The sequence below is a fragment of the Mycobacterium sp. 236(2023) genome (genome assembly GCF_029623955.1).
Lineage (GTDB): Bacteria > Actinomycetota > Actinomycetes > Mycobacteriales > Mycobacteriaceae > Mycobacterium.
Genome location: NZ_JARSBP010000005.1, coordinates 326,391 through 351,218 on the forward strand (window position 1 = coordinate 326,391; position 24,828 = coordinate 351,218).

Below are 24,828 nucleotides of genomic sequence, written 5' to 3' on the forward strand. Positions count from 1 at the left end.
ATGCCCTGGGTACCCCGCCTATAGCGCTCCAAGCAGTTGGTTGAATGCCTCCGTCATCGACGGGTGCGTGTAGATCTCATCCCGGAGCTGAGCGGCGGTGATGCCGTGTCGCATCGCCAAGGCCACCAGGTTGATGACTTCGTGTGAGTCGTAGGACAACAATGCCGCGCCGAGGACCTGGTCGGTGTCGGCGTCGACGACGACTTTCATCAGCCCGGCGCTCTGTTCGACGATCCGGGCGCGGGGCACTGTGGCCATGTCGGCGACGCGCATCGTCGCGGTCCGGATCGGCGTGCCCGCTTCGGTCGCGGCGCGTTCGGTGAGCCCCACCCGGGACAGTGGCGGTGTCAGGAACAGGGTGTACGGCACCGCGTATCGGTCGGCTGTCGAACGGGTGCCGCCTCCGGTCAGCTGATCGAGCACGATGCGATAGTCGTCGAGCGAGACATAGGTGAACTGGGGTCCTCCGCTGACATCGCCGATCGCGAAGATATGCGGCTGGGTGGTCCGCAGGTGCTCGTCGACGGCGACGGCTCCGGTCGGCGTCGTCTCGACGCCTGCGTGCTCGAGTGCCAGTTCCGCGGTGACCGGTTCACGGCCGAGGGCGACGAGGATGGTGTCGGCGACGACCGTGTCAGTCTCTCCGCCGATCCGGTAGTGCACGGAAGTCGTTCCGTCCGAACGGCTTTCGACATGTTGGACCAGGGCGGACGTAACGATGTCGACTCCGGCGGCGACCATGATCTCGCGGGCGGCTTCGGCGACGTCGCGATCCTCGCCGCCGAGGATCGCGGGCCTGCGCTCCAGGACGGTGACGTGCGATCCGTAGGCGGCTTGCATCGCCGCGAACTCGAGCCCGATGTATCCGCCGCCGAGGACGACGAGCCGCCGGGGCAGGTCGGACTCGACGAGCAGCTCGGTACTGGTGACGACGTTCGGTGCGTCGGCGAGTCCGGGGATGTCGGGGATGACGGCCTGTGAGCCGGTGCCGATGACGACGTACCGGCCGGACACTGTGACGACCCCGCCGTCGGTGGTGCGGACTTCGACGGTGTGCGGGTCGACGAAGCGAGCCTGCCCGGTGAGCACGGTCGCGGTGTCGAGGGTCTCGAGCATGGCGAGGTTCTTGGCGCGCAGTGTCGCGGTCAGGCTCTGCGTGAATTCGACTGCCTGATGGTAGTTCTCACGATGGACTCCGGGACCGAGGTGTTCAGCGTGCTGAATCATCGCCTTGGTGGGCACGCAGCCGACGTTGATGCACGTGCCGCCGTACATGAGCGCCGAGCGTTCCACCATGACGACCCGCCAGCCCTGTTTGGCCAGTGCTGCGGCCAGCGTCTTGCCGCCCTTGCCGTAGCCGAGCACGACGAGGTCGGCGGAGATGTCGGCGGTGGTCATGGCAAGCCCCCAGTTCTGTATGGCGATGTCACCACAGTGAACGCAGCATCCGCTACGACGCTTCCACGCGGGCCAGTGATCTCCTACAAGCCCTGCAGCTGCGACAGTGTCGCGTGCGCGATCAGGAAGTAGATGATCAGACCGGTTCCGTCGACGATGGTCGCGATGGCGGGGGCCGAGACCAGCGCGGGATCGAGCCGGCACTTCTTGAGCAGCGGCGGCAGGATCGACGCGATGAACGACGACCACAGCACGATTGCGGCGATCGTCAGCGCGACACACAGGGTGACCTCGGGGCCGACGCCCAACGTCCACGCTCGCACCACCGCGGCAAAGCCCATGGTCAGCGCGATGAGCATGCCGGTCGAGATTTCCTTCGCGATGATCGAGGGAACGTCCCGGAATCGGACATCGCCGGTGGCGAGGGCGCGCACCAGGGTGGTGGTGATCTGTGTGCCGGTGTTGCCGCCGGTCCCGATCAGCAGCGGGATGAAGAAGGCCAGCGCGACGACGGCTTCCATTTCTTCTTCGAAGTGCCGCAGGACCGTCCCGGTGTACGCCTCGGCGATGAACAACAGCAGGAGCCACCCGATGCGCTTACGCCAGAGGTGCCACGGCGACGCGCGCAGATAGGGCACTTCGAGTGGGACGGAACCACCTTGGCGCTCGGCGTCTTCGGTCGCTTCTTCCTCGGCGATCTCGGCGGCGGTCGACTGGGTGAGGATGCCGAGCAAGCGCATGTCGCCGTCGACCACCGGCACGGCGACGAGGTGGTGATCCTCGAGGGCCTGCGCGGCGTCCTCGGCGTCGGTCAGCGGTGACATCCACAGCAGGTCGTCGTTCATCAGCTCGCTGATGACCCGGTTCGCGTTAGCGAGGACGAGGTCCCGGAACGCGACGACCCCGACGAGACGGCCGTCGGCGGCGGTGGCATAGATGTAGGCACTGGTCTCGAGATCATCCGCGAAATCGTCTGCATTGCTGCGCAGCAGTTCGACGGCGGCGGCGACGGTCAGGGTGGAGGGGATCGCCAGCGCTTCGGGGGTCATGTGCGCCGCCACGGACTCTTTCGGCCACTCCAGGACGCGGCGAAGCGCAGCGGCGCGGGTCGGCGTCATCTCGTTGAGTACGGATTCCCGTACAGAATTGGTCATTTGACGCAGGATGTCGGCGCCGTGGTCGGTGTCGAGCGATGCGATCAGGGGCGCGGCCACCGCCGGTTCCATCGCCGTCATCGCGCGAGCCGCCAGTTCGTCGTCGACCGAATCCAGCAGTGCCTTGGCGGTCTTCCGGTCGAGGACCTCTCCCAGGTTTCGCAGTTCCGCCGTGCTGAGCTTGGCGAGCTGGTGGCGACGCTCAGCGGGTTCCGGTACGGCCTTGAGCCAGGTCTTGACGCCTGCGGCGTCGGTGGTCGCCAGGATGTCCCGAAGCTTCGGCCCTGTTTCGATGGACGGCATGACACTCCTTTGTTCGAAATGCTGCGCGAAGCGTAGCCGTCAAGGAGTGCGGAGCCGAAAGAGACTGTGGCCGTGGTTAATCAGCGGTGAACGCGGAGCCAACAGCCGACGTCAGCGCAGTGCGGCCCGCCCTCGGATGCGGCCGACCACGATGAGCGCTACCAGCGTGACGGCAAGCAGCAACGTGGTACTCGCGGCTGCCTGGAACACCTGACCGCGATCGGTGAGTCCGAAAATGGTGACAGGCAACGTCTTCCACGTCGCGGGATAGACCATCACTGTGGCGCCGAGTTCACCCATCGACAGCGCGACGGCCAACCCCGCGGCGGCACCGAGGGCAGGCAGCAGCAGCGGCAGGGTGATCCTGACGAGGACGCGTGCGGAGTTCGCGCCGAGCGATTCTGCCGCCTGCCGGTAGGCCGGATCCAGGCGGTCCAGCGCCGCAGACACCGCGCTGAATGCGAATGCCAACACGAGCACGGCGTGGGCGAGGATGACGATCCAGCGAGTTCCGCCCAACAACAATGGTTTCGAGTTGAACGCGATCAGCAGCCCGAGGCCGATGGCCACGGACGGTACCGCGATGGGGAGGTGGAACACCGCGTCGGTGACGCGCCGCAGCCAGTCAGGCGCATCGCGTGCGGCCAGCGCTGCCCACGTTCCGACGATCAGCGCGAAACCTCCTGCAAGGAAGGCTGTTTGGAGGCTCACCGACAGGCTGGCCAGGTCCTCGCCCGACAAGGCTTCCCCGAACCGGGCGAAACCCAGGTCAGAGGGCAATGGCCCGGTCCAGGAACCTGCGAGCCCGGCGAGCAGCACGGTGCCCAGCGGCAGGACGAAGACCACCAAGACGACGATCGCGAAAACCGTCAGCGCGATCCCCCTACTTCGGCGACTCCACAGCAGCATCGCCGACCCCCCTTCGAGACGTCAGCCGGGCGAAGACCACCCGGTACAGCCCGTACAGCGCGAGCGAGAGCAGCACCTGAACGGTCGCGATCACCGCGGCGCCCGGCAGGTCGAACGTGACGATGCCGCGGGTGTAGATCAGCACCGGCAGCGTCATGACGCCTTTGGCTCCGGTGAACAGCACGATGCCGAATTCGTTGAGTGTCAACAGCAGAACGAGGCTGCCGCCTGCGGCGAGGGCCGGCCACGCCTCCGGCATGATCACCGTTCGCAAGACGGTCCACGGGGATGCGCCCAGGCTGGCGGCGACGTTGAGCTGGGCCTGGGGGATCAGCGAGAACGCGGCGAGCAGCGGCCGCACCACGAACGGGGTGAAGAACGTGATCTCGGCAGTGATCACGCCGGCGGGGGTGTAGAGGAAGTCGAGCATCGGTGAGCTCGAGCCGGTGATGGCCGAGATCGCCGCGTTCAGCGCGCCTGCACTGCCGTAGAGGAACGTGAACGCCAGCGTGATGAGGAACGACGGCAGAGCGAGGACGGTGTCGATGAGTCGACCCACGAGCGCCGAACCGGGAAACGGGACGAACGCCAGCACGATTGCCAGAAAAGTCCCGAGGATCAGGCAGCCCAGCGTCGACGTCGCGGCGATCGCGACGGTGCGCCACAGTGCGTCGCGGAACATCTCCGATCCGAGGACCTCGCCCCAGGAACCCTCGGCCGACGATTCCAGGAACACCCGCAGTAGTGGGTAAAGCACGACGAGCAGAACGAGCAGCAGCGGTGGCAGCACCCACAGCCATGCTGTCGAGCGCGGTCCATGCGGCCGCGGCGGCAGTACCGTGTCGGGCCGCTCGAGAACGTCGGTCATGCCGCGGTTCCGGGCGAGACCAGCACCCCGGCAGGTTCGGGTAGCCGAAGGCCCACGACGCTGCCGATCTCGAACGGCGTATGTCCGGGCACGTCGACGTCGACGAGCATGTCGGGGAGCGAATCGACCGCGAGCACGAGCCGGGTCACCGCACCGCGCCACACGGCGGCATTGACGTTGGCCTGCAACGCATCCCGCTCACGCGTCGAGACCACCTGCATCGCGTGGGGGCGCACACACAGCAGCGCCAGTGACCCCGGCGCCCAGTCCGCGTGCCCGAATGCAGGTTGAGGTGCCTCGGCGTTGACGGTGCGGGTCCCGACCTTCACCAGCGCCGAGTTGCCGCTCACCCGGCCTACCTCGCACGGCAGCAGGTTGGCCCCGCCGAGGAACGCGGCCGTGAAGCTCGTCGGCGGTCTCTTCCACAAGTTCTCGGCGGTGTCGACGTCCATCAGGCGCGCTTTGTTCATCACGACGATGCGATCCGCGAGTGCCAGCGCCTCGGCCTGGTCGTGTGTCACGTACAGCATCGCGGTGTCGGGCAACGCCTCTTTGAGTCGTTGCAGCTCGGCAAGCATCGATTGGCGCAACTGGGCGTCCAGCGCAGCGAGGGGCTCGTCGAGCAACAGCACCGACGGCCGGATCGCCAGTGCGCGGGCGATCGCGACCCTCTGCTGTTGCCCACCGGAAAGCTCACGGGGCAGCCGCTTCTGGAACCCGGACATGCCGACCATGTCGAGCACCGCGTTCACCCGGGGCGCGATCTCCCGCCGGGAGACCTTCTGGGCGTGCAACCCGAACGCCACATTGTCGGCAACCGACATGTGCGGAAACAACGCATAGGACTGCAGGACGACGCCGATGCCTCGGCGTGCCGGCGGCAGGTCGGTCACGTCACGGCCGGCGAGGCGAACGGCCCCCGAGGTCGGGCGGACGAAGCCGGCGAGCGCATTGAGCGCCGTCGACTTGCCCGACCCGCTCGGTCCGAGCAGCGCGACGGTCTCGCCGGGAGCCACGCGCAGGTTGAAGTCCACCAGCGCGTGGGTGACCTTCTTGCCACGGCCGTAGGACACCCCGACACGGTCGAAAAGTATTGCTGCGGTGCCGGGTTCGGCGGCAGCAGGCTGCAGGCGCCGGCTGACGGGGCTGACGCGTGTCTGGGCCATGATCAGCTTCCGGTGGCCTGCTGGTAGGCAGCGACGTCGGCATCCAAGTCGGCCAGCACGGCGTTCCAATCCGGGACCCACACGTCGACGCCGTCAAGGACACCGAGTGGCGTGTTCGGTTCGGTGGAGCCGGAACCCTTGAGCGATTCGAGGACGGGGATGCCGAGCGCGTCCGGTGCGACCGTCTTCTGGACGTCTTCGGAGATCAGGAACGCCAGTAGCTCCTTGGCGTCTTCGGCGTGCGGGGCGCCGGCCGTCACGCCCGCGACGTAGGGCAGCGAGATGCTGGTCTTCTTTCCGTCGGCGCCGGCGGGGATGAAGATCTGGAACTTGGAGCCGTCGTCCTTGATCGACGCAAGGTTCATCTGGACGTCGCCGTTGGCGACGAGCAGCTCACCGTTGCTGACTTTGGGCTGCAGCTTGCCGGTCGACGACGATGGGCCGACGTTGTTGGCCTGCAACGCCTTCAGGTAGTCCAGCGCACCGGGCTTGCCGAGCAGATGCTGCAGGAGCACCAGCACGGCCGTTCCGTCGCCGGCCTGGCCGGGAGTCGAGTATTGCAACTTGCCCTTGAACTCCGGCTTGAGGAGGTCGTCCCAGGTGACCGGCGCGGGGTTGGCTTCGGGGTTGACGATGAAGCTCAACGCGTTGTCGACGATCGGCACGAACGTGCCGTCGGGGCCGACCTGGTCCTCGGCGATGCCACTGGTGTCGGCGCCGCCGGCCTGCAACAGATCCGACTGCGCGGCGCGCTGGATGAAGGGCGGCAGGGTGACCAGCAGATCGGCCTGCGGGTTGGACTGCTCTTTCTCGACGCGCGAAACCACCTCGCCGGAGCCCGCTTCCACCAGGTTGACATTGATACCCGTCTCCTCGGTGAACTTTGTGAACGTCGGCTCGTACCAGCCGGCGAGGCCGTCGGCGCTGTAGACCGTCAGCGTCGTCCCGTCGCCTGATCCGGAGGAGCCGGTCCCGCCGCAGGCGGCGGACACGGTGGCGGCGGCCGCGACGGCCATCACCGCGAGAGTCTTGCGGAGTTTCATGGTCAGCCTTTCAGGAGGAGATCTGCGAAGTCGGATACGGAGGTGACGATGTGGGTGGCACCGGCGGCGGCGAGCTGCCGCTCGTCGTGAGCGCCGGTGAGAGTGCCTGCGGCGATAGCGCATCCGGCCCGCAGCGCGCTTTCGACGTCGCTGGACGTGTCGCCGAGGGCGGCGACCGACTGCACGCTGTCGGCGCCGGAGCGCAGCAGCGCGGTGAGGATCAGGTCGGGGTAGGGCCTGCCGCGGACACCGTCGCCGGGTGCCAGGACGAGGTCGGCGATGTCGTGCCAGCCCAGCGCGGAGATCAGCTTGCCCTGGGTATCGGGGGAGAAGCCGGTGGTCAGCGCGACCTTGATACCGCCTGCGCGCAGACGCGAGAGCGCCTCCGCCGCACCGGGAATGGGCTCGGCGCGGCCTGCGGCGATGAGGGAGGCATAGGCGTCCTCGAACGCGGTGTTGGCCTTCTGCGCGGACTCCTCGTCGTCGAACAGCGCACGGAACACCGTGATCTTGGACTGGCCCATGGTGTCGAGCACATACTGGCGGGCGTGCTCGCGTACTGGTCCGTCGGCGGGAAGCCCGCCGGCTTCCGCGGCGACCTCGAACGCCTCGACGACCAGGCCGTCGTCGGCAACGGTGGTACCGGCCATGTCGACGACGGCCAGCTGAATTGCGTTGTCTTGCATGTTCATAGTCCGATCTTGTTCGCTGTGATTTCACCGATGACGGGGCCCAGCGTCATGCCGCGCCCGCCGGGTCCTGTGACCACCCACACGCCGGGGGAGACCTCCGAGCGGTAGGACAGTCGGCCGGGGTCGACACACTGGCTGTAGACGCCGGCCCAGCGCTGCCGGATGGGCGGAAGCGGGCGGCCGAGCAGTTCCTCGACGACGCCGGCGAGGTAGCTGTACGGCGCTTCGGCGACGTCGAAGGCGAACGGCTCGGTGTACTCGTGGGTGTCGCCGATCGTGAGGCCGCCGTGCAGGCGTTGCACACACAGCAGCTGCATCCGGTGTTCGTGGGCGACCGGGTCCTGATTCTCGCTGCGCTGCAACGAGTCCAGGGCGTTCCCGGCGTAGGCGGGGTAGTAGCGCAGGCTGTCGCCGTCGGCGATCGCCGTCGTCATCTGCTCGTCCAGCGGAGCGGTCTGCATCATCTGCAGGCGCACCCGGCGTACCGGCATGTCACCGGCGAGGTCTCGCACGAGGCCGGTGTGGGCGGCGCCGGCGCAGACGATGACCACGTCGGCGTCGTAGGTGTTGCCGCGGTCGTCGGCGACGCGGGTGCCGTCAGCGGCACGGGCTTCGGTGCTCGGCACGTAGGTGTAGCGGCCGGTGGCGTCGAGAACCGCGCGGATCGCGGGCAGCGCCTGGCGGGATTCGACGGCACCGTCCTGTGCGCAATGCAGGGCGGCGACGAACTTGCCGCGCAGCACCGGGTTGATCGCCCGTGCGGCGTCGGGATCGAGGAGACGGAAACCGCGCCGGCCGGCGTCTGCCCTGCTGCAGACCTCCTCGGCGACAGCGACTTCGGCGGGGGTGCGCAGCAGCGTCAGGGATCCGCACGGCCGGAATCCGATGCCGGGCACCTGCGCCCCGATCTCTTCCCACAGCGTCCGGGATCGCAGGCTGGCGTCCAGTTCGCCCGACGAGCGGCCGGACACCCAGACCAGTCCGAAGTTGCGCACGGTGGCTCCGCGAGGCTCGGCCTCGCGCTCGAGATGGACGACATCGTGGCCGCGTCGCACGGCGTGCCAGGCGTGTGCGGTGCCAAGGATGCCGGCGCCGATGATCGTGACCCGCATGGCGCTGACATAACCCGGCGTGAACGTCATCGTCGCAAGCACGCGATGTGGGCCGCGGGAACAGCCGGTTAACAATTGGTATAGACCAATCAGAGGTATGGTTGGGGGCATGTTGATGCGGGGTGAACAGGTGCGTGCGGAGACGGCGGCGGTGCTGGATTCGCTGCGCGGGGTGTGGGATGAGGAGTCCGTCGACGAATGGGATCACGCGCTGCAGTCGGCGGCGCGCGCGCTGGACGACGGCGCCCACGACGAGTTGGTCCTCGCGGCGGCACTGCACGACATCGGCCACAGTCCGTTGCTCGGCGGGCCGGGCATCGAGGACCACGCCGAACTGGCGCGCGACTGGATAGGGCCGCGATTCGGGCCCAGGGTCGCGTGGTTGGCGTGGGCGCATGTGGCGGCGAAACGGCATCTCGCGGCGGTCGATCCCACCTATGCCGCCGCGCTGAGCGCGACCTCGGTCACCTCGCTCGCGCTCCAGGGCGGGGCCAACATCGATCCCGACTTCGCCGCCCACCCCTGGTGTCAGGACGCGCTGCGGCTGCGCCGTTACGACGATGCGGCCAAGGATCCCGACGCGGCCGGTGCTCCGGTGGCGGTGGTGCTGGAACTGGCGGGGAAGCTCGCGACGTGAGCCTGCCCAAGCCGTACCTCGTCCGCACGGGCCTGGACGAGATTCTCGGCGATCTGCTCGAGGGCGATCCGTTTCCGCCGGAACGTGAACTGGCAGCGCGGTTCGGTGTGGCCCGTGAGACCGTCCGTCAGGCCGTGCACGAACTTCTGGTCGAGGGCCGTATCGAACGGCGCGGCCGGGGCACCGTCGTGTCCCGTCCGAAGCTCGTCCAGCCGCTGTCGCTGAAGTCCTACACCGAGGGGGCGCAGCGGATGGGCCGCACCCCGGGGCGCCTTCTGGTGTCGTGGGAGAGTGTCACCGTGGACCCGGAAATCACTGCGGCGCTTGGTATCCGGACCTCTGATCGGGTAATGCATCTGGAGCGCGTGCTACTCGCCGACGGGGTGAGGATCGGTCTGGAGAGCACCTATCTGCCGAAGCGCCGGTTCGGCGACCTTGTCGGCGACTTCGACCCGACGAGCTCGCTGTACGCCGCGATCCGGGCCCGGGGGGTGGAGTTCGGGTCGGCGACCGAGCGCATCGAGACGGTGCTGCCGTCACCCCGCGAGGCCGGCCTGCTCGAGTCGACCACCGCAATGCCGATGTTGCTTCTCAACCGCCGATCGCTCGATGTCGACGGCGACCCCATCGAGGTCGTGCGAGCTCTCTACCGTGGCGACCGCGTGGCGTTCGAAGCGGTGCTCACCGACCGCTGAGCACCCGCGGTGCTCGCAGACCTAGCGTGCGCCGGCCCGCCGAGATCATCTGGTCGTGCAGCGCCTCGTCGTCGAGGACGGCGAACTCGCCGCGGGCGGCGCCGGCGAACCCCGACATCACGATCGCCGCGTTCACCTGACCGCCGATCCCAGGTTCGACGTCGGCAAGTAAACGCATCTGCCGTGTCACTGTCGCGCTCCATGGCGGCTTGGTGCGAACGAGTTCGGCGACGTGCGGGTCGCCGCTGAGCACCGAGATGAGCTTGCGGTTGGACGCGGCGAGCGCGGCGTAGCTGACAAGCATCCGATCGGCGCGTGCCTTCGGTGTGCGCTGCGATTCCGCTGCGTCCACCAGCAACTTCAGCTCGGTCAGTATCGGCTCCAAGATGGCGTCGAGGAGCTCCTCGCGCGTCCGGAAGTGGTGGTAGATCGCCGATTTCGTGAAGCCGAGCGCATCGGAGATCATCTGCAGCGACGTGCCGGCCACACTGTGCTTCCCGAAGAGCTCGATGGCGACCTCGATGAGTCGCTGCCGAGTCGGCCCTGTGTCGGTGGCGGTCGTCACGCCTCGATGCTAGCTGACCAAGTGTCCAGTTCATCAATACGTTTGGTCAGCTAAGTACTGTACGATCGGTCGGGACACAGCTTTACGTTTGGTCAGTTGTCGAGGAAAGGAGGTGGCCGTGGAGACGGGGGACTCTTCCATGACGGCACACTCGTCGCAGACCCGTACCCGGCATTCGGCTACGTCCCCACCTACATCCTTCGAGGCCTGACCGACCTGCACGTGACAACCATGAAAGTGAGTCCATGAGTATGGATTTCAGTGTGAAGGACCGCAAGGCGCTTGACTTGACGGGCAAGGTTGTCGTCATCGTCGGTGGGGGTCAGATGCCGGGCCCGGGAATGGGCAACGGCCGCGCCACCGCGATCCTGGCGGCTCGTCACGGCGCCGAGGTGGTTGTGGCGGATCGCAACCTGGCGGCCGCGCAGGAGACGGTCGACATGATCTCTGCCGAGCACGGTCGGAGCTATGCGGTCGAGGCCGACGTGTCGGAGAAGCAGGACTGCCAGACGATCTTCGACGTAACCATCGCGAAGAGTGGCCGGGTCGACGGCATGGTCTACAGCGTCGCGGTCAACCCGCCGTTCGACATCGAGACCAACACGATGACGACCGAGAACTTCAACTACGGCGTCAACGTGAACATGCTGGGCTGCTACCACTGCAATCTGTTCGCAGCTCAGTCCATGGAGAAGAACGAGGGTGACACCACCGGCAGCATCGTCAACATCTCGTCGATCGCCAGCATCAAGAACGAACTCGGTCTCAACATCGGCATCATGCCGTACGCGCTCGGCAAGGCCGGGCTGAACTACATCACCGAACTCACCGCCGCCGAGTTCGCGGGCGCCGGAATCCGGGCCAACACGTTGATGCTCGGCCCCATCAATTCTGTTCTGGGCAACCACGACTCGCAGAAGCTGTTCGGTCTGGCCCCCGAGGAGGTCGAGGAGACCTATCTCGAAGTCGTCAAGCTCAAGATGGGCCGGGGCAGTGTGTGGGAGACGGCTTACGCCGCCGTGTACCTGCTGGCCGACGAGTCGCGCTTCATGACCGGTCAGCAGATCCGTCTCGACGGTGGGGCAACGCTGATCCGGTGACCGCGCGTCTTACACGGGTCTGACGTTGGCAGCGCGGAGGCATGGCGGACGCTCCAACGGGGTACGGCCGTGCCATGCGACTAGCGGATACAGGCGCTCTGACAGCGGGATCGCGGGCGGTTCGGGCGACTGTCGCCGCCATCATCGGCCAACAAGACGACGTTGCGGCCGGTGACGCGGTGACCTTCGACGCGGTCTTGACGATCGACAACGACGCCGACGTGCCGGATGGAGCGTCCCTGCTGGAGCCGGGTGCGTCGTACCCGGCAGTGGTCCAGGCGGGGCCTGACCAGCCCGGCTCCGAGCCGCGCCGGCTGCGCATCAAGATCCCGGACGCGTACGGGGCGGGGCGCGATCAGGACTTCCTTCTTGCGTCATCCGGCGATGGAGCCCCGTTGCACCATGCGGTGTTGCCCGCCGACCCGGTCGCGCCCTTGTACTCGTCGCTGTGGCTCTATCTGGCAGGACTGCAGCCGGTGCTGTTCGGAGTCAAGACGCCGACGGTCGGGCCGGATGTGCGGTTCGGAGTCGGAGACGAGCTGAGTTTCGTCATCAGTCCGCCGGTAGGTCGCTTCCGGCACATCGGAACGTTGTCACTGACGAAGCCTCATGAAGGATCCGTGCGCTTCGCCGGCGGCAACAGCGGTGATGGCATCCGGCCGTTGCCGCCGGTCAACTTCTACTGACCGCGCCCCGTCTTCTGCTGGAGTTGGTCGATCAGTTCGGACGCGTCTGCCTTGGTGGCGTCATCAGGGACGTCGACGCCCGCCTCCTGCGCGAGTGTCTGGAGGTAGCTGCGTTGGGGTCCGGTCATGGGCTCGTCTCCGGTGACCCAGTCCGACGGGTCCTTCTCTGCATTTTCCTGGGGCACTTGGGTGATGTTGTCGCTCATGGGGTCTGGATGCCCATCGCAAGTGTGTTCGAAACGCGGAGGCCGGGTCGGAGCGCAAAATTCGCATCGATGATCGACGGGCCTCGAGGCAGCACGGGAAGCAGACTCCTTCGATTTCAAGGTTCTCGAATATCGAGGCAGGAACTAGCCCGCGTCACGGGCCGAACCGCGGCCTGTCAGTATCGATGCGTGGGCACGAATCAACGCGCAAAGATCGTGATGACCGACGACGAGATCGCCGAGTTCATCGAACGCAGCCGCACCGCCACGATGGCGACCGTGCTGCCGAACGGGCGGCCGCACCTGGTGGCGATGTGGTACGCCGTGCTCGACGGTGAGATCTGGTTCGAGACGAAAGCCAAGTCGCAGAAGGCCGTGAACCTACGGCGTGATCCGACCATCACAGTGATGATCGAAGACGGTCTGTCCTACGACACCCTGCGAGGCGTGTCGATCGACGGGCAGGCTGAGATCGTCGACGATCCGGAGACGAACCTGCGCGTCGGAATCAGTGTGTGGGAACGCTATACCGGTCCCTACACCGACGACTTGAAGCCGTTCGTCGACCAGATGATGAACAATCGCATCTGTGTGCGGGTGGTGCCGTCGCGGTTGCGCAGCTGGGATCACCGCAAGCTCGGGATGGACGCCATGCCGGTCTCGGGCAGCACGGCGCAGTACCTCTAGAGCGTCGCCCGTGGCGGGTTGAATCCCGGATTGGCCAACGCGGTCGCCGTCGCCGTCCCGATGGGTCCCGACGCGTCGACGACGACGGCGGTGCCGGTGGCGACACCTGCGTGGCTGTGGTGCGTCAGCGCCGCGAGACCAAGGTACGGCCCTTCGGGCAGCCGGCTCAGGGTGAGCGTGTAGTCGGCGTTGATGAACGGCAGGCCGTCCGCGCCGAAGTGCGTCAGCGAGCTCGCCATGTCACCGGCCATGGCGGCCCGGGTGAAGGCGGTCAGTTCGACGCCGGCGACCATCGACTCGAGGTCGCGGGTCCAGATGTACTTCGGACCGTGATGTGCCCACGCGGCGAGTCCGACGCTCGGCGTGTCGCCGAACTTGCCGTAGGTCCAGACCAGAGTGACGACGTCATTGGGCACCGGGTCGGGAACGGGTGGAACGGGCGGCATCGCGACGTCCGTCGACCATCGCGGCCCCGGTGGCTGCTCGCCGCGCCGCAGGAACAGCGCATTGGCCCGCGCGACCACGGTGCCGGATCGCGTCATCGTCGCGTCGACGAGCTTGAGCCTGCGGCCTTCCCGGACGATGGCCGTTTCGACGCAGACCGGATCGGCGAGAGCTGCGGGCCGGAACAGGTCGACGGTAAGGCGGGCCGGCTGCATTTCGGGGTCGCTCGCGTCGCGTTCGATCACATGGCCGAGGAGCCCGCCGACATAGTTGCCGCTGATGGTGTCACCCCAGGGTCCGCGGGCCCAGTCTGTCGGTATGAACGCATCGCCGTCGGGGATGAAGAACGACCGGGTGCTCATCGACGGGACAGGACCCGCTTAACGTCGGTGGTCACCGGGTCGACGATGTCGTTGAACTCGGGGTGCTTGTCGATGTAACCGGCGACCATCGAGCACACCGCGACGATCCGCAGCCCCGCTGCGCGCGTCGCCTCCAGCGCTTCGCGCACGAGAATGGTGCCGAGCCCGCGCCCGCCGAAGTTGTCGTCGATCTCGGTGTGCGGAAAGATCCGCTGACCCGAATGGTCGATGAACTCGGTGAACCCAGCCTTCTGGCCGTCGACGGTGATGCTGAAGCGGTCCGCCTCGGCCGTGACTTCGGTGGGCGCGCCGGTCTTGTCGGAGGTCATGCCTTTATCTATACGCCTGGGTTGGGCCGGGGACGCAGCGTGGCGTTCGGAAGTGGCGGTGCGGGTAGCCGTCGGGTTGCGCCCTGGTAGCCGGTGACGGCACCGAAGCGCTCGTGCTCCTGCTTCCACTGCTCGCGGTATCCCACGATGTCGTCGTGGCTGCGGCCCACGAAGTTCCACCACATCACCAGCTCTTCGCCGAATGGCGTGCCACCGAGCAGCACCAGCCGGGCCGGACCGTCCCCGCGGTTGGCCAGGTGCAGTCCGCTGTGTCCGGTGCCCTGATACGCGAGATCGGCTACGTCGAGCGCAGATCCGCAGGCTTCGACATCGCCGCGGTCGACGAGGACCCCGTGCTCGAAGGAGGCGTCGACATCGAGCGTGACCTCGGCGCCGGGGTCGAGATCGACCTGCGCGCCGAGCAACGGTGTGAAGGTGTGCACCGGTGAGCGGTCACCGTCGAGTTCGCCGAGGAACACCCGGGTGGTGCCTCCGCCGACGGTCCGCGGTGTCGGCACGTAGTGGGCGAAGTCGCGACGGGTGTCGCGGTCGGAATCCGGCAGGGCCACCCACAGCTGCACTCCGTGAAGCACCGCCGCCGAGTCGGTCGAGACCTCGGAGTGGCAGATGCCCGCACCCGCCGTCATCAGGTTCAGCTCGCCCGGCCGTACGAAGGCATGTACCCCGCCGCTGTCGCGATGCTCGATCTCACCACTGAACAACCAGCTCACCGTCTGCAAACCGGTGTGCGGGTGCGGTGGCACGTCCATGCCGGTGCCGTCGCGGACGTCATGGGGCCCGTAGTGGTCGGCGAAACACCAGGCGCCGATCAGGGAACGTTCCCGTTGCGGCAGTGTGCGCCGCACCCGGATCGCCCGCGGGCCGCCCAGCGGCACATCCCGGGGATGAAGCACACCTTCGAATCCCGAAGCAGCACAGTCAACTTCGGCGGGCGCGGCGTCGGTGTTGCTCACGGATCCACAGTAGACTCCCCATTCACCGAAGGGGCCATGGCAGAGCGAATGATCTCGAGGTCGGCGTCGGAGATCTTGAAGACCCCGAACCGGAACTTGTATCCCCAGCGCGCCTTGTCCTCGATGAAGTCGAGGTCGTCGAGCAGGGGGCGGATCGGGGTCTCTGCGCAGTCGAGGAAGTCGACGTTGCGCCGCCACGGCTGGAAGTCCGGCGACCCGTCCGCCTGATACGGCTCGTCGTCGACGACGCGGCCGATCGCCGTGAACGCTTGCAGCGGTGCGCCATCGGGATACACCGTTTTGGGCGAGTAGAAGACAAGCCAGTCGCCGCGTTCCATCTTGCGCAGCATGTGCGGCTTGCCGTGATTGGCCTGTGTGAAGCGGCCGCGAACGCCGCGCTCGACGTGATCGCGGCTGACTGTGTTGATCCAGTTCGTCATGACCGCACGCTATGCCCGCGTTCCGACAATCCACAGGTGCGAACGCGCGGCCCTGTGGATAACTCGCGCACTAGTCTGTCGCCATGAGCGACGGCGCCGTGACGGCGGAGTATCTGCGGACCTTCACTTTCGAGAAACCACCGCTGGGTAAACGCGGATACAACGAGAAAGCGGTCGCCGACTTCGTCGCCCTGTGCGCGCGTCGCCTCGACGGTCGGGGTCATCTGAGCGCCGACGACGTCCGCAGTGTCCGTTTCAACAAGCCACCGTTCGGCAAGCGCGGGTACGACGAGAGCCAGGTGGATGCTCTGCTGGACGAAATCGCCACGGCCATCGCCGAACTCGATGCCTGAGGATCGCGAGGATCTTGCCGAGCTGCGCCGCCGCCGGGCGCTGACCGAGGATGCCGCACGGCCCGATGCCGTCACCCGCAGGCATGACGCCGGTGGCCGCACCGCTCGTGAGAATCTCGACGACCTCGTCGACCGGGGCTCCTTCGTCGAGTACGGACGTTTCGCCGTCGCGCCGCAGCGCGCACGGCGTGACGTCGAGGACTTGATCGCCCGCACCCCCGCCGACGGGCTCATCGCGGGAACCGCGCGCATCAACGGGGAGCTGTTCGAGGACGCCGCCTGTGCCGTGCTGTCCTACGACTACACCGTCCTCGCGGGCACTCAGGGAGGGCTCGGCCATCGCAAGAAGGATCGACTGTTCGAGCTGATCGAGCGGATGCGATTGCCGACGGTGTTCTTCGCCGAGGGCGGTGGCGGCAGGCCCGGCGACACCGACTATCCCGCCGTGTCGTCGCTGGACACCCGCGCGTTCGCGCTGTGGGCGAAACTGTCCGGGCTGGTGCCCCGCATCGCGGTCGTCAAAGGACGCTGTTTCGCCGGAAACGCGGTCATCGCAGGCGCTTCCGACCTCATCGTCGCGACCGAGGATGCGTCGCTGGGCATGGGTGGCCCCGCCATGATCGCCGGTGGCGGCCTCGGTGACGTGCCTCCCGACGCTGTCGGTCCGATGTCGACGCAGGAGCCCAACGGCAACGTCGACGTCGTCGTCGCCGACGAAGCCGAGGCGGTCGCGGTGACAAAGAGACTTCTCGGGTACTTCCAGGGGTCGACAGGCGTCTGGGAAGCGCCGGACCAGACGGTGCTGCGCACCGCGGTTCCCGACCGTGCGCGTCGCGCCTACGACGTCGCGCCCGTCGTCCAAACCCTCGCCGACGAAGGTTCGGTGACGTTCCTGCGCCCGCGCTTCGCCCGGGAGATGGTGACCGCGCTCGCGCGGATCGAGGGGCGCGCGGTCGGCGTCATCGCCAACGACACGCGCTTCACCGCGGGCGCCATCACGGCGGCGGCCTCCGACAAGGCTGCGCGGTTCCTTCAGCTGTGCGACGCGTTCGGGCTGCCCGTCGTGTCGCTGATCGACTGCCCCGGATACATGGTGGGCCCGGCCGCCGAAGCAGACTCGCTGGTGCGGCGGGCATCACGAATGTTGTTGGCAGGAGCGGCACTTCGCGTTCCGCTGATCGCGGTGATCTTGCGGCGCGGCTATGGACTCGGAGCTCAGGCGATGGCGGGCGGCAGCCTGCACGAGCCGGTCCTGACGGTCGCCTGGCCCGGAGCTCATCTCGGGCCGATGGGGCTCGAAGGGGCCGTTCGTCTCGGCATGCGCAAGGAACTGGACGCGATCGCCGATGAGCAGGAGCGGGAAGAACGGGTACGTCTGGCGACCGCTGCCGCGCAGGAGAACGCCAAGGCCCTCAACGCGGCGATGCTGTTCGAGATCGACGACGTCATCGACCCCGCGGAAACCCGGGCGGTGATCGCATCGACTTTGGCGGCCACGAAAAAACCGGCCCCCGTGGGGGGCCGGTTCATCGACACCTGGTGAGTGTGGGGACGGTGCCGCCTGCGCCTCTCGGCGAGTGGTCGCTCGTGGCGACTGTGGGTTGGGGCCCGGGGCATGCCCGGCACCGTCGAGTTGTGTAACCGCTCCGCGCGTCGGCCTATTCCGGGGCGCGTCCGCCGCCGACCCCCCGGCCGGCGGCGGACGGCTCGGTGTCAGGCGATGTCGGCGTAGTACACCCGGCGCTCACCGACGGGGTAGCCGTTCTGTTCGGCGAGCGACTTGAGCTGGCGTAGGGCGAAGGTCCGACCGCGACCCGCCTCGGGGACGTAGATCCCGGCCCACAGGCCCTCTGCGCGGGGCGATTCATAGGCCTCTCTCGCGCACAGCCAACGGCGGGGGCAGGACCGGCAGATCGCCTTGGCCTCGTCGTCGGCGGTGGTGGTCCACCGTTCCGGGTCGCGGGTGCACTCGCCGACCGGCGTCTCATCCCATGACTGTGTGTTCATCGGTGTACTCCTTCAGCCCTTGGTGGCGGCGCGATCGCCGCGATTGGCCAAACGTAACCAACAAACCGTAGCAGTGCAACAGTTTGTGCTGCAGTCGCACTGTCCTGGGCGTCAATATGTGCAACGCTTGGCGCAGTAAAACCGCCTCTGCCTGGGGCTTATACGGTGCTTCAGTTTGTCGGTGGCGTGACGAAAACTGTAAAAATTTCCATCGCGTTGTTACGGTATAGACCACGAAAGTGAGGTAGTTTTGACATGCCGCGGAGCGACGAGCGTGGCTGGCCACATCGCATGCATGAGGGATTCCGGTAGATGACGAACGCTGAACCGGTCGACGAGTCGACCGGGGCACCGGACGCCGGCATGCTCCGAGCAGGCGCCGCAGCAGCGGCCCGCCGCCGCGAACTCGACATCAGCCAGCGGAGTCTGGCCGCCGAGGGAATCATCAACGCCGGCGCCCTCATCGCCTTCGAAAAGGGGCGCAGCTGGCCACGCGAGCGGACCAGGGCGCGGCTCGAGGAGATCCTCCAATGGCCGCCCGGCACCATCGCCCGGCTACGCAGGGGCGAACCGATCCGACCGAGCCCACCCGCCGCGGCGCCTCCGGTCGCGGCAAGCAACGACGAGGTCTCGCTGATAGCCCAGGCGGTGATCACCGCTGTCGGCGCGTTCGGCTCGACGGTGTCGGCTCTGCCCCCCGCCGACGATCCGGCGTTCATGCCCCGGATGACGGCGATCCTTGCGGACCTACGGCAGCTCGAAGCCGTCGCCTCCCGCGCTGCGCGCATCGGCCGTGTCACCCCCGCGCTCATCAAAGCGCTCAGCACGGTGCGCCGCCTCTACGACGACCTGATGATGCGTGCCGCCGCCGCCCCGCACGCCACGCTGGGGCAGAGGTTGTATGCCGCACGACGTGGCGCGAACCTCACGGTCGTCGAAACGGCGCAGGCGGCGGGCGTTTCCGAGCAGGCAATTCAGCGGGCCGAAGCGGGCGAACCGGTTTCGGTGGCCGACGTCAGGGCTATCGAGTCACTGGTCGAACAGATCGCGTGACCGTCAGCGCCAGTCGCGCGAACGTTCGTCGTAGCCGGTGTGGAATCCCGTCAACGCGGCGCATAGTTCGACGAGCTTGCGGCGCGCGCCACGTGACATCTGCGCAGTTCCGTCGATGACTCCGCCCGGGCGCAGGCTCCCGTCGAACGGCACCTCGATCACATGTTGACCCTGACCGGAGAACTGCTGTGCCAGAACGCTTTTGGTGCGCTTATCGGCGTGGCCGTCGGAGTCGTTGAGAACGACGACGGTGCGCTGCAGCAGTGTCGTCATCCCGCGGGCGGCGAGCCAGTCGAGGGTCTGTCCGGCTGCTGCGGCGCCGTCCACCCAGGGTGAAGACACGACGACGAGCGCGTCCAGATCGCGCAGGACCTCCTGGGTGACCGGCGAGTCCATCGTGGAACTGCAGTCGGCGACGACGATCGTGAAGTGCTTGTCCAGGCGGGTGGCGGCTTCGCGGTAGATCGCCGGATCGAGCACCCGACGCCGGGCCGGCGTCGACTCGCCGGCGAGAACGAACAGGCCGGCAGCGTTGTGGCCCAGCCGATTACGGACATCGGCGAATGTCTCCAGGTGCCGGTCGCCTGCAAGCTCCCAGAATGACCCCTGCGCCTTCGGATCGACGCGGCTGCCGAGCTTGCCGAACGCGGTGTCGGCGTCGATCGCGACGACGCGGTCGTCTTGGCGCAGTTCGGCGAGCAGCGATCCGACACACGCGGAGACGGTGGTCTTACCGACGCCGCCCTTGCCCATGACGCCGATCTTGAAGCGCCCGCGCAGGGGCCCACGGACGATCGCCTCGAGCTCGGCCAGTTGGCGTTCCTCGGCGGACGGGCCGAGGTTCACGAGCCCGAAGGTGGCCTTGTAGAGAGCCAGACGCCAGCCGTGACCGGGGATGACCTTGCGGGTCGGGACCAATTGGTCGGGTCGAATGCGCTCGGCGTACGACGTCGGGGCCGGATGCTGGGGTGGAGCCGGCCAGGGCGGCGGGCTCGCGGCGGGCTGGGTCGGTCGAGGGTGCAGCGGGACGGGCCGCGTCGGCGCGGCCCATCCTTGCGGGGGCGGAGCCGGCTGCCGGAACATCCCGCCGGGTCGAGAGGGCTCCGGCGCTCCCGCTGGGTAAGGCGGTGGCGGGGGAAGGACTGGGGCCTGCTCGGTCACGGGCTCGGAGTCCCGCATGGCCTGGTCGCGGTCGGTCACCACGCTCCTCCTCTTCGTGTCCTCGTCGTGCGATGCGATGCATTCCCAGCCAGGCTAACGGCACGAGAAACCCAGCAAATGGCACGTCACGGACAGTGGGCAGGTCTCTGAATCCCGGGTCGGCACTGTGTGATGGTGCAGCCTGCGGGCACCGCGGCCCGCCACCAGACCGGTCTCAGGAGTCGGCTGCAATTTGCCGTGTTGCTGATAAAGCACTTAGAGCAGGCAAAGAAGATTGCTATGAGATCTGCGAGACCTGCGCCGGGTACGACGTCGGAGTGATGAATTGGTGTCATCAGCACACCATTTGCGCTGGTACGCTCCCGTTGGAAGCCTAAGGGTGTCTCAGGAGGGGTCGTTCCGCTTTCTTGCGGACCCGTCACCGGCGTGACGCGACGTCAGGCGTCGAGGTCCTTCTGCACCAGTTCGGCGATCTTGGCGAGCGCGGCCTCGTCGTCGGAGGCGACGGTCACCTGCGCCCCGTTGCCCGCCCCGAGGGTCATGATCATCAGCGCCGATCCGGCGTCAACGGGTTCGCCTCCGTCGACAGAGAGCGTGACGGGAACGCCGGCCTCGACGACGGCCTCAGCGATGATCGCGGCGGGCCGGGCGTGCAGGCCGATGGCCGAGCCGACGATGACGGTCTTGCTGGGCATGGATTCTCCTTGTTGGTTGTGGATGGGACGATCAGGCGGCGACGAGTTCGGATTCGGACTTGGCGCCGGACTTGGTGAATTGTTTGGCGGCGATGACGGCCAACGCGGAGGCGATGGTGCCTGCGACGATCGCAATGACGAAGCCGAGCTTGTTGTCGATCGCGAAGAGCACGAAGATGCCACCGTGCGGGGCGCGTGAACCCGCGCTGAATGCCATGCACAGCGCGCCGGTGATGGCACCGCCGAACATCATCGACGGGATGACGCGCAGCGGGTCGGCCGCGGCGAACGGGATCGCGCCTTCGGAGATGAACGACGCTCCGAGAAGCCACGCTGCCCGGCCGTTTTCCCTCTCCGGTGCGCTGAACAGGCCGGGCCGGACGGTGGTGGCCAGCGCCATCGCCAGCGGCGGAACCATGCCCGCTGCCATCACGGCGGCCATGATCTCGAACGACGCGGTCGTGTTCGCGGCGAGGCCGGCGGTCGCAAAGGCGTAGGCCGCCTTGTTGACTGGGCCGCCGAGGTCGAAGCACATCATCAGGCCGAGAATGACGCCGAGGAGAATCGCTGAGGTCCCGGACAATCCGCTGAGCCAGTTCGTGAGCCCCGTGTTGATGTTGGCCAGCGGACGGCCGACGAGGAAGAACATCACGAGGCCGACGGCGAGCGAGGCGCCGAGCGGCACGATGACGACGGGCATCAGGCCGCGAAGCCATTGGGGCACTTTGATATTGCTGATCCACAGGGCAACGAAGCCGGCCAGGACGCCACCTACGATGCCGCCGATGAAGCCACCGCCGATGAAGACTGCCAGCGCGCCTGCGGTGAATCCTGGTGCGATACCGGGCCTGTCGGCGATTGCGAACGATATGTAGCCGGCCAGTGCGGGCACCAGGAAGCCGAACGCGAGTCCGCCGAGGGTGAACAGGATCGCGCCGAGGTACTGCAGGAACCCGCCGTCGGGAAGGTTGGTCAGCGAGTAGTTCAGTGCGATGTCGTTGCCGGTGTCGGCGATCTCGTAACCGCCGAACAGGAAGCCCAGTGCGATCAGCAGACCGCCCGCCGCGACGAACGGGATCATGTAGCTCACGCCCGTCAGCAGGATCTGCCGGGTGCGGGTACCCCAACCGACATTACCCGACGGTGCATCTGGCGCGGCTGCGCCCGAGCCTTCCACCTTGGCCGAATTCGGATTGTCCGCTGCAGCAACGGCTTCGGCAATCATCTTGGCGGGCTCGTTGATGGCGCGCTTGACCCCGGAGGCGATGACGGGTTTGCCGGCGAAGCGGCCCTTGTCCTTGACCCCGACATCGGTGGCGAAGATGACGGCGTCGGCCTTGGCGATCGTGTCGGACGGAAGCGGTGTGCTGCCTGAGGATCCCTGCGTCTCGACGACCAGCGTGACCCCGGCCTCTTTGGCCGCCAAGGCCAATGCGTCTGCCGCCATGTAGGTGTGTGCGATGCCGGTCGGGCAGGCGGTGATGGCAACAAGGGTCTTGGCGGCGGGCTTCTCGACCGGAGCCGCGGCGGGCGGTGCGGCCGGCGCCGGATTGACGACGCCTTCGACGAGCTCGACCACTTCGTCGGTCGAACCCGCGTTGCGAAGGGACTCCACGAAATCCTTACGCACCAGCGCTCTTGCGAGGCTGGACAACAGCTTCATGTGCTCTTGCCCGCCGGAGTCCGGCGCGGCGATGAGGAAAGCGAGGTCGGCGGGCCCGTCGGGTGCGCCGAAGTCGACGGCCGGCTTGAGCCGGGCGAACCCGATCGTCGGGGTGTCGACATACGGGGAACGGCAGTGCGGGATCGCGATTCCGCCGGGCAGGCCCGTCGCCGACTGCGCCTCACGCGCCATTGCGGCGCCGATGAGGCCCTGCGCGTCGTTGGTGCGACCCGCTGCGGCAAGGGATTCGGCCAGGCGGGCGATGACGGCTTGTTTGTCACCGTCGACGGCTGCGTCGAGGAGCACCAGATCGGGGGTGATGATCGGGGTGGTCGAGCTTGTCATGGGACGGCCTTCCTGTGGTGCTAATGCGTGGCGGGAATGGGTGAGATCGGCGAAACCTGAACCGCATTCAGGTCGATCTCGGCGGGCGTGGGTAGCGTCGTCCCGGGTAGGGCCGCTGCTGCGCTGCCATACGCGACGGCCATCTGGAGCCGTTGCGGGGGAACGGCGCCACCGACCTCGGCGCGTACATACCCCGCGAGCGACGAGTCGCCGGCACCGACGGTGCTGCGGGGTGTGATCGGTGGTGGTGTCGCCATCCAGGCGCCGTTCCGGTCGACCAGCACGGCGCCTGCGGCACCGAGTGTGGCGAGCACGGCGCCGATTCCGCGGTCGATCAGCTGACGAGCCGCAGCGACGACAGGTTCCGGATCGCCCTGGGCCACCGCGTCTTCGAGGGTGTGCGGCGAGAGGCCGAGCACTCCGGCCAGTTCTTCTGCGTTGGGCTTGATGAGGTCCGGCGCCCCGCGCTGCAGCGAATCGATGAGAGCGGCCAGTGGCGCATCGGACGTGTCGACGGCGACCTTGCACTGCTGCGCGGCGAGGTCTGCGACGACGTCGCCGTACCACGAGGCCGGAATGCCCGGCGGCAACGAACCTGACATCACCACCCAGTCGGCACCCGCGGCGGCGCGGATCACGACGTCGGTGAGGGCGGTCAGCGTCGCCCCGTCGATCGTCGCACCGGGTTCGTTGATCTTGGTGGTCGTGCCGTCCTGCTCGGTGATCGTCAGATTGGTGCGGGCGGGTTCGCCGGTGGCGACGATCTGGTACGGGACGGCCGCGGCCTGCAGTGCGGTGATCAGGGGATCGTTGCCGCCGGCAGGCAGCACGGCCAGCGCGTCGACGCCGGCCATGGTCAGCACTTTCGCGACGTTGACGCCTTTCCCGCCCGCCTGGTTGGTGACGGAGGTGACGCGGTGCACGGCGCCCCGGGTCAGCGGGGACGGCAGCGTCACGGTGCGGTCGATGCTCGGGTTCGGGGTGACGGTGACGATCACGGTTGGCCTCCTGCGCAGATGACCTCGACGCCGCGTTCGCTCAGTTCGGTGCTGTCGGCGGCGGAGATCTCGGGATCGGTGATTAGGGTGTCGACGCTGGAGATCGGAGCGAAGCTGACGAAGTCCTCACGCCCGATCTTCGACGAATCTGCAGCCACGACAACGTAATTGGCTGCTCGAACCATGGCCCGCTTGACGGCGGCCTCCTCGCTGTCGGGCGTGGAGAGGCCGTGGCGCACGCTGATCGCGTTCGTGCCGATGAAGGCGATGTCGACCCGAAGCGTGTCGAGAGTGCGCAGTGCCTGTTCGCCGACCGCGGCCTGGGTGACTCCGCGGACGCGGCCACCGAGCAGCTGCAGGGAGACCGTCGGCATCGTCGCCAGCCGTGCGGCGATCGGAACCGAATTGGTCACGACGACCAGTTCGCGGTCCGTCGGAAGCTGCGCGGCGATCCGCATGGTCGTGGTGCCCGCGTCGAGAAGCACGCTCGCGCCGCTGAGCGGGAAGAACTCCGCAGCCGCGGCGGCGATCGCGTCCTTGTGCTCGGCACGCGTCACGTCGCGCTCGCCGACTCCCTGCTCGACCAGGTGCAGAGCCCGCACCGGAACCGCCCCGCCGTGCACCCGGCGCACGATGCCGGCTTTGTCCAGGACCGCGAGATCGCGGCGAACGGTCTCGGTGGTGACGTCGTAGGCCTGCGCTAGTTCGGTCACCGATGCACGCCCCCTCGTCATCACCAGCGAGGCGATCGCCTGCTGCCGTTCTTCCGGGTACATAGGACTC

Annotated in this window: 28 protein-coding genes; 8 read left to right on the forward strand and 20 right to left on the reverse strand. The window is 67.4% G+C overall.

Features of this window, described 5'->3' with window-relative positions:
* Positions 1-18: 18 nt before the first annotated feature.
* From P9A17_RS22385 to P9A17_RS22420, 8 genes are all read right to left on the reverse strand, one after another.
* Positions 19-1,398 carry an FAD-dependent oxidoreductase gene (locus tag P9A17_RS22385; RefSeq protein WP_278040929.1) on the reverse strand — a complete coding sequence of 460 codons (1,380 nt, stop codon included), beginning with the start codon at positions 1,396-1,398 and terminating at the stop codon, positions 19-21.
* An 83-nt stretch (positions 1,399-1,481) separates the two neighbouring features.
* Positions 1,482-2,855 (reverse strand): magnesium transporter, encoded by a 1,374-nt coding sequence (gene mgtE / locus P9A17_RS22390; protein ID WP_278040930.1) that lies wholly within the window; start codon positions 2,853-2,855, stop codon positions 1,482-1,484.
* Between the two features lie 111 nt (positions 2,856-2,966).
* Complete coding sequence (locus P9A17_RS22395) at positions 2,967-3,764, reverse strand: ABC transporter permease subunit (protein WP_278040931.1); 798 nt, start codon at positions 3,762-3,764, stop codon at positions 2,967-2,969.
* Positions 3,739-4,632, reverse strand: coding sequence for a 2-aminoethylphosphonate ABC transporter permease subunit (locus tag P9A17_RS22400; protein WP_278040932.1), 894 nt, complete (start codon positions 4,630-4,632; stop codon positions 3,739-3,741). Before P9A17_RS22400 ends, P9A17_RS22395 begins: the two co-directional genes overlap by 26 nt.
* Positions 4,629-5,798, reverse strand: a complete 1,170-nt coding sequence (locus P9A17_RS22405) for an ABC transporter ATP-binding protein (RefSeq protein WP_278040933.1) — start codon at positions 5,796-5,798, stop codon at positions 4,629-4,631. The genes P9A17_RS22400 and P9A17_RS22405 overlap by 4 nt, the downstream gene beginning before the upstream one ends.
* A gap of 2 nt (positions 5,799-5,800) precedes the next feature.
* Complete coding sequence (locus tag P9A17_RS22410; protein ID WP_278040934.1) at positions 5,801-6,841, reverse strand: 2-aminoethylphosphonate ABC transporter substrate-binding protein; 1,041 nt, start codon at positions 6,839-6,841, stop codon at positions 5,801-5,803.
* A gap of 2 nt (positions 6,842-6,843) precedes the next feature.
* Positions 6,844-7,527: a phosphonatase-like hydrolase gene (locus P9A17_RS22415; protein WP_278041059.1), complete on the reverse strand. Its 684-nt coding sequence runs from the start codon at positions 7,525-7,527 to the stop codon at positions 6,844-6,846.
* A gap of 2 nt (positions 7,528-7,529) precedes the next feature.
* A complete protein-coding gene (locus tag P9A17_RS22420) occupies positions 7,530-8,645 on the reverse strand; it encodes a TIGR03364 family FAD-dependent oxidoreductase (protein WP_278041060.1) in 1,116 nt (371 codons plus the stop codon).
* 109 nt (positions 8,646-8,754) lie between these two features.
* On the opposite strand from P9A17_RS22420, the gene P9A17_RS22425 reads away from it, so the two are divergent.
* Together P9A17_RS22425 and P9A17_RS22430 are read left to right on the forward strand one after the other, a co-directional pair.
* Complete coding sequence (locus P9A17_RS22425; protein WP_278040935.1) at positions 8,755-9,282, forward strand: HD family phosphohydrolase; 528 nt, start codon at positions 8,755-8,757, stop codon at positions 9,280-9,282.
* Positions 9,279-9,977 carry a GntR family transcriptional regulator gene (locus tag P9A17_RS22430; protein WP_278040936.1) on the forward strand — a complete coding sequence of 233 codons (699 nt, stop codon included), beginning with the start codon at positions 9,279-9,281 and terminating at the stop codon, positions 9,975-9,977. Before P9A17_RS22425 ends, P9A17_RS22430 begins: the two co-directional genes overlap by 4 nt.
* Here the strand turns inward: P9A17_RS22430 and P9A17_RS22435 are convergent.
* Positions 9,964-10,542 (reverse strand): TetR family transcriptional regulator, encoded by a 579-nt coding sequence (locus tag P9A17_RS22435; protein ID WP_278040937.1) that lies wholly within the window; start codon positions 10,540-10,542, stop codon positions 9,964-9,966. The two genes, P9A17_RS22430 and P9A17_RS22435, sit on opposite strands and share 14 nt — an antisense overlap.
* Positions 10,543-10,787: 245 nt before the next feature.
* Between P9A17_RS22435 and P9A17_RS22440 the strand changes: the two genes are divergently transcribed.
* Positions 10,788-11,642: an SDR family oxidoreductase gene (locus tag P9A17_RS22440; RefSeq protein WP_278040938.1), complete on the forward strand. Its 855-nt coding sequence runs from the start codon at positions 10,788-10,790 to the stop codon at positions 11,640-11,642.
* Between the two features lie 74 nt (positions 11,643-11,716).
* Entirely contained in the window at positions 11,717-12,328 is a 612-nt protein-coding gene (locus tag P9A17_RS22445) for a hypothetical protein (RefSeq protein WP_278040939.1), read from the forward strand.
* Here P9A17_RS22445 and P9A17_RS22450 read toward each other — a convergent pair.
* The gene (locus P9A17_RS22450) at positions 12,322-12,534 is read right to left on the reverse strand and encodes a DUF3072 domain-containing protein (RefSeq protein WP_278040940.1); all 213 of its coding nucleotides are present in this window, start codon (positions 12,532-12,534) and stop codon (positions 12,322-12,324) included. The two genes, P9A17_RS22445 and P9A17_RS22450, sit on opposite strands and share 7 nt — an antisense overlap.
* Positions 12,535-12,723: 189 nt before the next feature.
* Between P9A17_RS22450 and P9A17_RS22455 the strand changes: the two genes are divergently transcribed.
* Positions 12,724-13,221, forward strand: a complete 498-nt coding sequence (locus P9A17_RS22455) for a PPOX class F420-dependent oxidoreductase (RefSeq protein WP_278040941.1) — start codon at positions 12,724-12,726, stop codon at positions 13,219-13,221.
* On the opposite strand, the gene P9A17_RS22460 is transcribed toward P9A17_RS22455, so the two are convergent.
* Genes P9A17_RS22460 through P9A17_RS22475 form a run of 4 tightly spaced genes read right to left on the reverse strand, consistent with a single transcriptional unit; the run spans position 13,218 to position 15,770 of the window.
* Complete coding sequence (locus P9A17_RS22460; protein ID WP_278040942.1) at positions 13,218-14,027, reverse strand: acyl-CoA thioesterase domain-containing protein; 810 nt, start codon at positions 14,025-14,027, stop codon at positions 13,218-13,220. The two genes, P9A17_RS22455 and P9A17_RS22460, sit on opposite strands and share 4 nt — an antisense overlap.
* Complete coding sequence (locus P9A17_RS22465) at positions 14,024-14,356, reverse strand: GNAT family N-acetyltransferase (RefSeq protein ID WP_278040943.1); 333 nt, start codon at positions 14,354-14,356, stop codon at positions 14,024-14,026. The genes P9A17_RS22460 and P9A17_RS22465 overlap by 4 nt, the downstream gene beginning before the upstream one ends.
* 8 nt (positions 14,357-14,364) lie before the next feature.
* On the reverse strand, positions 14,365-15,330 hold the full coding sequence (locus tag P9A17_RS22470) for a pirin family protein (protein ID WP_278040944.1): 966 nt from the start codon (positions 15,328-15,330) through the stop codon (positions 14,365-14,367).
* On the reverse strand, positions 15,327-15,770 hold the full coding sequence (locus P9A17_RS22475; protein ID WP_278040945.1) for an EVE domain-containing protein: 444 nt from the start codon (positions 15,768-15,770) through the stop codon (positions 15,327-15,329). The genes P9A17_RS22470 and P9A17_RS22475 overlap by 4 nt, the downstream gene beginning before the upstream one ends.
* Positions 15,771-15,853: 83 nt before the next feature.
* On the opposite strand from P9A17_RS22475, the gene P9A17_RS22480 reads away from it, so the two are divergent.
* Positions 15,854-16,123: a DivIVA domain-containing protein gene (locus P9A17_RS22480; protein ID WP_278040946.1), complete on the forward strand. Its 270-nt coding sequence runs from the start codon at positions 15,854-15,856 to the stop codon at positions 16,121-16,123.
* Positions 16,116-17,666, forward strand: coding sequence for a carboxyl transferase domain-containing protein (locus P9A17_RS22485; RefSeq protein WP_278040947.1), 1,551 nt, complete (start codon positions 16,116-16,118; stop codon positions 17,664-17,666). Before P9A17_RS22480 ends, P9A17_RS22485 begins: the two co-directional genes overlap by 8 nt.
* A gap of 170 nt (positions 17,667-17,836) precedes the next feature.
* On the opposite strand, the gene P9A17_RS22490 is transcribed toward P9A17_RS22485, so the two are convergent.
* On the reverse strand, positions 17,837-18,130 hold the full coding sequence (locus P9A17_RS22490; RefSeq protein ID WP_278040948.1) for a WhiB family transcriptional regulator: 294 nt from the start codon (positions 18,128-18,130) through the stop codon (positions 17,837-17,839).
* A gap of 312 nt (positions 18,131-18,442) precedes the next feature.
* Here P9A17_RS22490 and P9A17_RS22495 point away from each other — a divergent pair, with 312 nt between their 5' ends.
* Positions 18,443-19,183 (forward strand): helix-turn-helix transcriptional regulator, encoded by a 741-nt coding sequence (locus tag P9A17_RS22495; RefSeq protein WP_278040949.1) that lies wholly within the window; start codon positions 18,443-18,445, stop codon positions 19,181-19,183.
* 3 nt (positions 19,184-19,186) lie between these two features.
* Here the strand turns inward: P9A17_RS22495 and P9A17_RS22500 are convergent, their stop codons facing one another.
* The 5 genes from P9A17_RS22500 to P9A17_RS22520 form a co-directional block, all read right to left on the reverse strand.
* Complete coding sequence (locus P9A17_RS22500; protein WP_278040950.1) at positions 19,187-20,386, reverse strand: MinD/ParA family protein; 1,200 nt, start codon at positions 20,384-20,386, stop codon at positions 19,187-19,189.
* A 395-nt stretch (positions 20,387-20,781) separates the two neighbouring features.
* Positions 20,782-21,039 (reverse strand): HPr family phosphocarrier protein, encoded by a 258-nt coding sequence (locus tag P9A17_RS22505; RefSeq protein ID WP_278040951.1) that lies wholly within the window; start codon positions 21,037-21,039, stop codon positions 20,782-20,784.
* Between the two features lie 31 nt (positions 21,040-21,070).
* Positions 21,071-23,047: a fructose-specific PTS transporter subunit EIIC gene (locus tag P9A17_RS22510; protein ID WP_278040952.1), complete on the reverse strand. Its 1,977-nt coding sequence runs from the start codon at positions 23,045-23,047 to the stop codon at positions 21,071-21,073.
* A 20-nt stretch (positions 23,048-23,067) separates the two neighbouring features.
* On the reverse strand, positions 23,068-24,045 hold the full coding sequence (pfkB, locus tag P9A17_RS22515; RefSeq protein ID WP_278040953.1) for a 1-phosphofructokinase: 978 nt from the start codon (positions 24,043-24,045) through the stop codon (positions 23,068-23,070).
* On the reverse strand, positions 24,042-24,821 hold the full coding sequence (locus tag P9A17_RS22520; protein WP_278040954.1) for a DeoR/GlpR family DNA-binding transcription regulator: 780 nt from the start codon (positions 24,819-24,821) through the stop codon (positions 24,042-24,044). Before P9A17_RS22520 ends, pfkB begins: the two co-directional genes overlap by 4 nt.
* Positions 24,822-24,828: the final 7 nt, after the last annotated feature.

Coding starts and splice junctions, on each gene's coding strand:
- P9A17_RS22385 (WP_278040929.1), bottom strand. CDS start 1,398: ATGACCACCGCCGACATCTCCGCCGACCTCGTCGTGCTCGGCTACGGC.
- mgtE (WP_278040930.1), bottom strand. CDS start 2,855: ATGCCGTCCATCGAAACAGGGCCGAAGCTTCGGGACATCCTGGCGACC.
- P9A17_RS22395 (WP_278040931.1), bottom strand. CDS start 3,764: ATGCTGCTGTGGAGTCGCCGAAGTAGGGGGATCGCGCTGACGGTTTTC.
- P9A17_RS22400 (WP_278040932.1), bottom strand. CDS start 4,632: ATGACCGACGTTCTCGAGCGGCCCGACACGGTACTGCCGCCGCGGCCG.
- P9A17_RS22405 (WP_278040933.1), bottom strand. CDS start 5,798: ATGGCCCAGACACGCGTCAGCCCCGTCAGCCGGCGCCTGCAGCCTGCT.
- P9A17_RS22410 (WP_278040934.1), bottom strand. CDS start 6,841: ATGAAACTCCGCAAGACTCTCGCGGTGATGGCCGTCGCGGCCGCCGCC.
- P9A17_RS22415 (WP_278041059.1), bottom strand. CDS start 7,527: ATGCAAGACAACGCAATTCAGCTGGCCGTCGTCGACATGGCCGGTACC.
- P9A17_RS22420 (WP_278041060.1), bottom strand. CDS start 8,645: ATGCGGGTCACGATCATCGGCGCCGGCATCCTTGGCACCGCACACGCC.
- P9A17_RS22425 (WP_278040935.1), top strand. CDS start 8,755: ATGTTGATGCGGGGTGAACAGGTGCGTGCGGAGACGGCGGCGGTGCTG.
- P9A17_RS22440 (WP_278040938.1), top strand. CDS start 10,788: ATGAGTATGGATTTCAGTGTGAAGGACCGCAAGGCGCTTGACTTGACG.
- P9A17_RS22445 (WP_278040939.1), top strand. CDS start 11,717: ATGCGACTAGCGGATACAGGCGCTCTGACAGCGGGATCGCGGGCGGTT.
- P9A17_RS22450 (WP_278040940.1), bottom strand. CDS start 12,534: ATGAGCGACAACATCACCCAAGTGCCCCAGGAAAATGCAGAGAAGGAC.
- P9A17_RS22460 (WP_278040942.1), bottom strand. CDS start 14,027: ATGAGCACCCGGTCGTTCTTCATCCCCGACGGCGATGCGTTCATACCG.
- P9A17_RS22465 (WP_278040943.1), bottom strand. CDS start 14,356: ATGACCTCCGACAAGACCGGCGCGCCCACCGAAGTCACGGCCGAGGCG.
- P9A17_RS22475 (WP_278040945.1), bottom strand. CDS start 15,770: ATGACGAACTGGATCAACACAGTCAGCCGCGATCACGTCGAGCGCGGC.
- P9A17_RS22480 (WP_278040946.1), top strand. CDS start 15,854: ATGAGCGACGGCGCCGTGACGGCGGAGTATCTGCGGACCTTCACTTTC.
- P9A17_RS22485 (WP_278040947.1), top strand. CDS start 16,116: ATGCCTGAGGATCGCGAGGATCTTGCCGAGCTGCGCCGCCGCCGGGCG.
- P9A17_RS22490 (WP_278040948.1), bottom strand. CDS start 18,130: ATGAACACACAGTCATGGGATGAGACGCCGGTCGGCGAGTGCACCCGC.
- P9A17_RS22495 (WP_278040949.1), top strand. CDS start 18,443: ATGACGAACGCTGAACCGGTCGACGAGTCGACCGGGGCACCGGACGCC.
- P9A17_RS22505 (WP_278040951.1), bottom strand. CDS start 21,039: ATGCCCAGCAAGACCGTCATCGTCGGCTCGGCCATCGGCCTGCACGCC.
- P9A17_RS22510 (WP_278040952.1), bottom strand. CDS start 23,047: ATGACAAGCTCGACCACCCCGATCATCACCCCCGATCTGGTGCTCCTC.
- P9A17_RS22520 (WP_278040954.1), bottom strand. CDS start 24,821: ATGTACCCGGAAGAACGGCAGCAGGCGATCGCCTCGCTGGTGATGACG.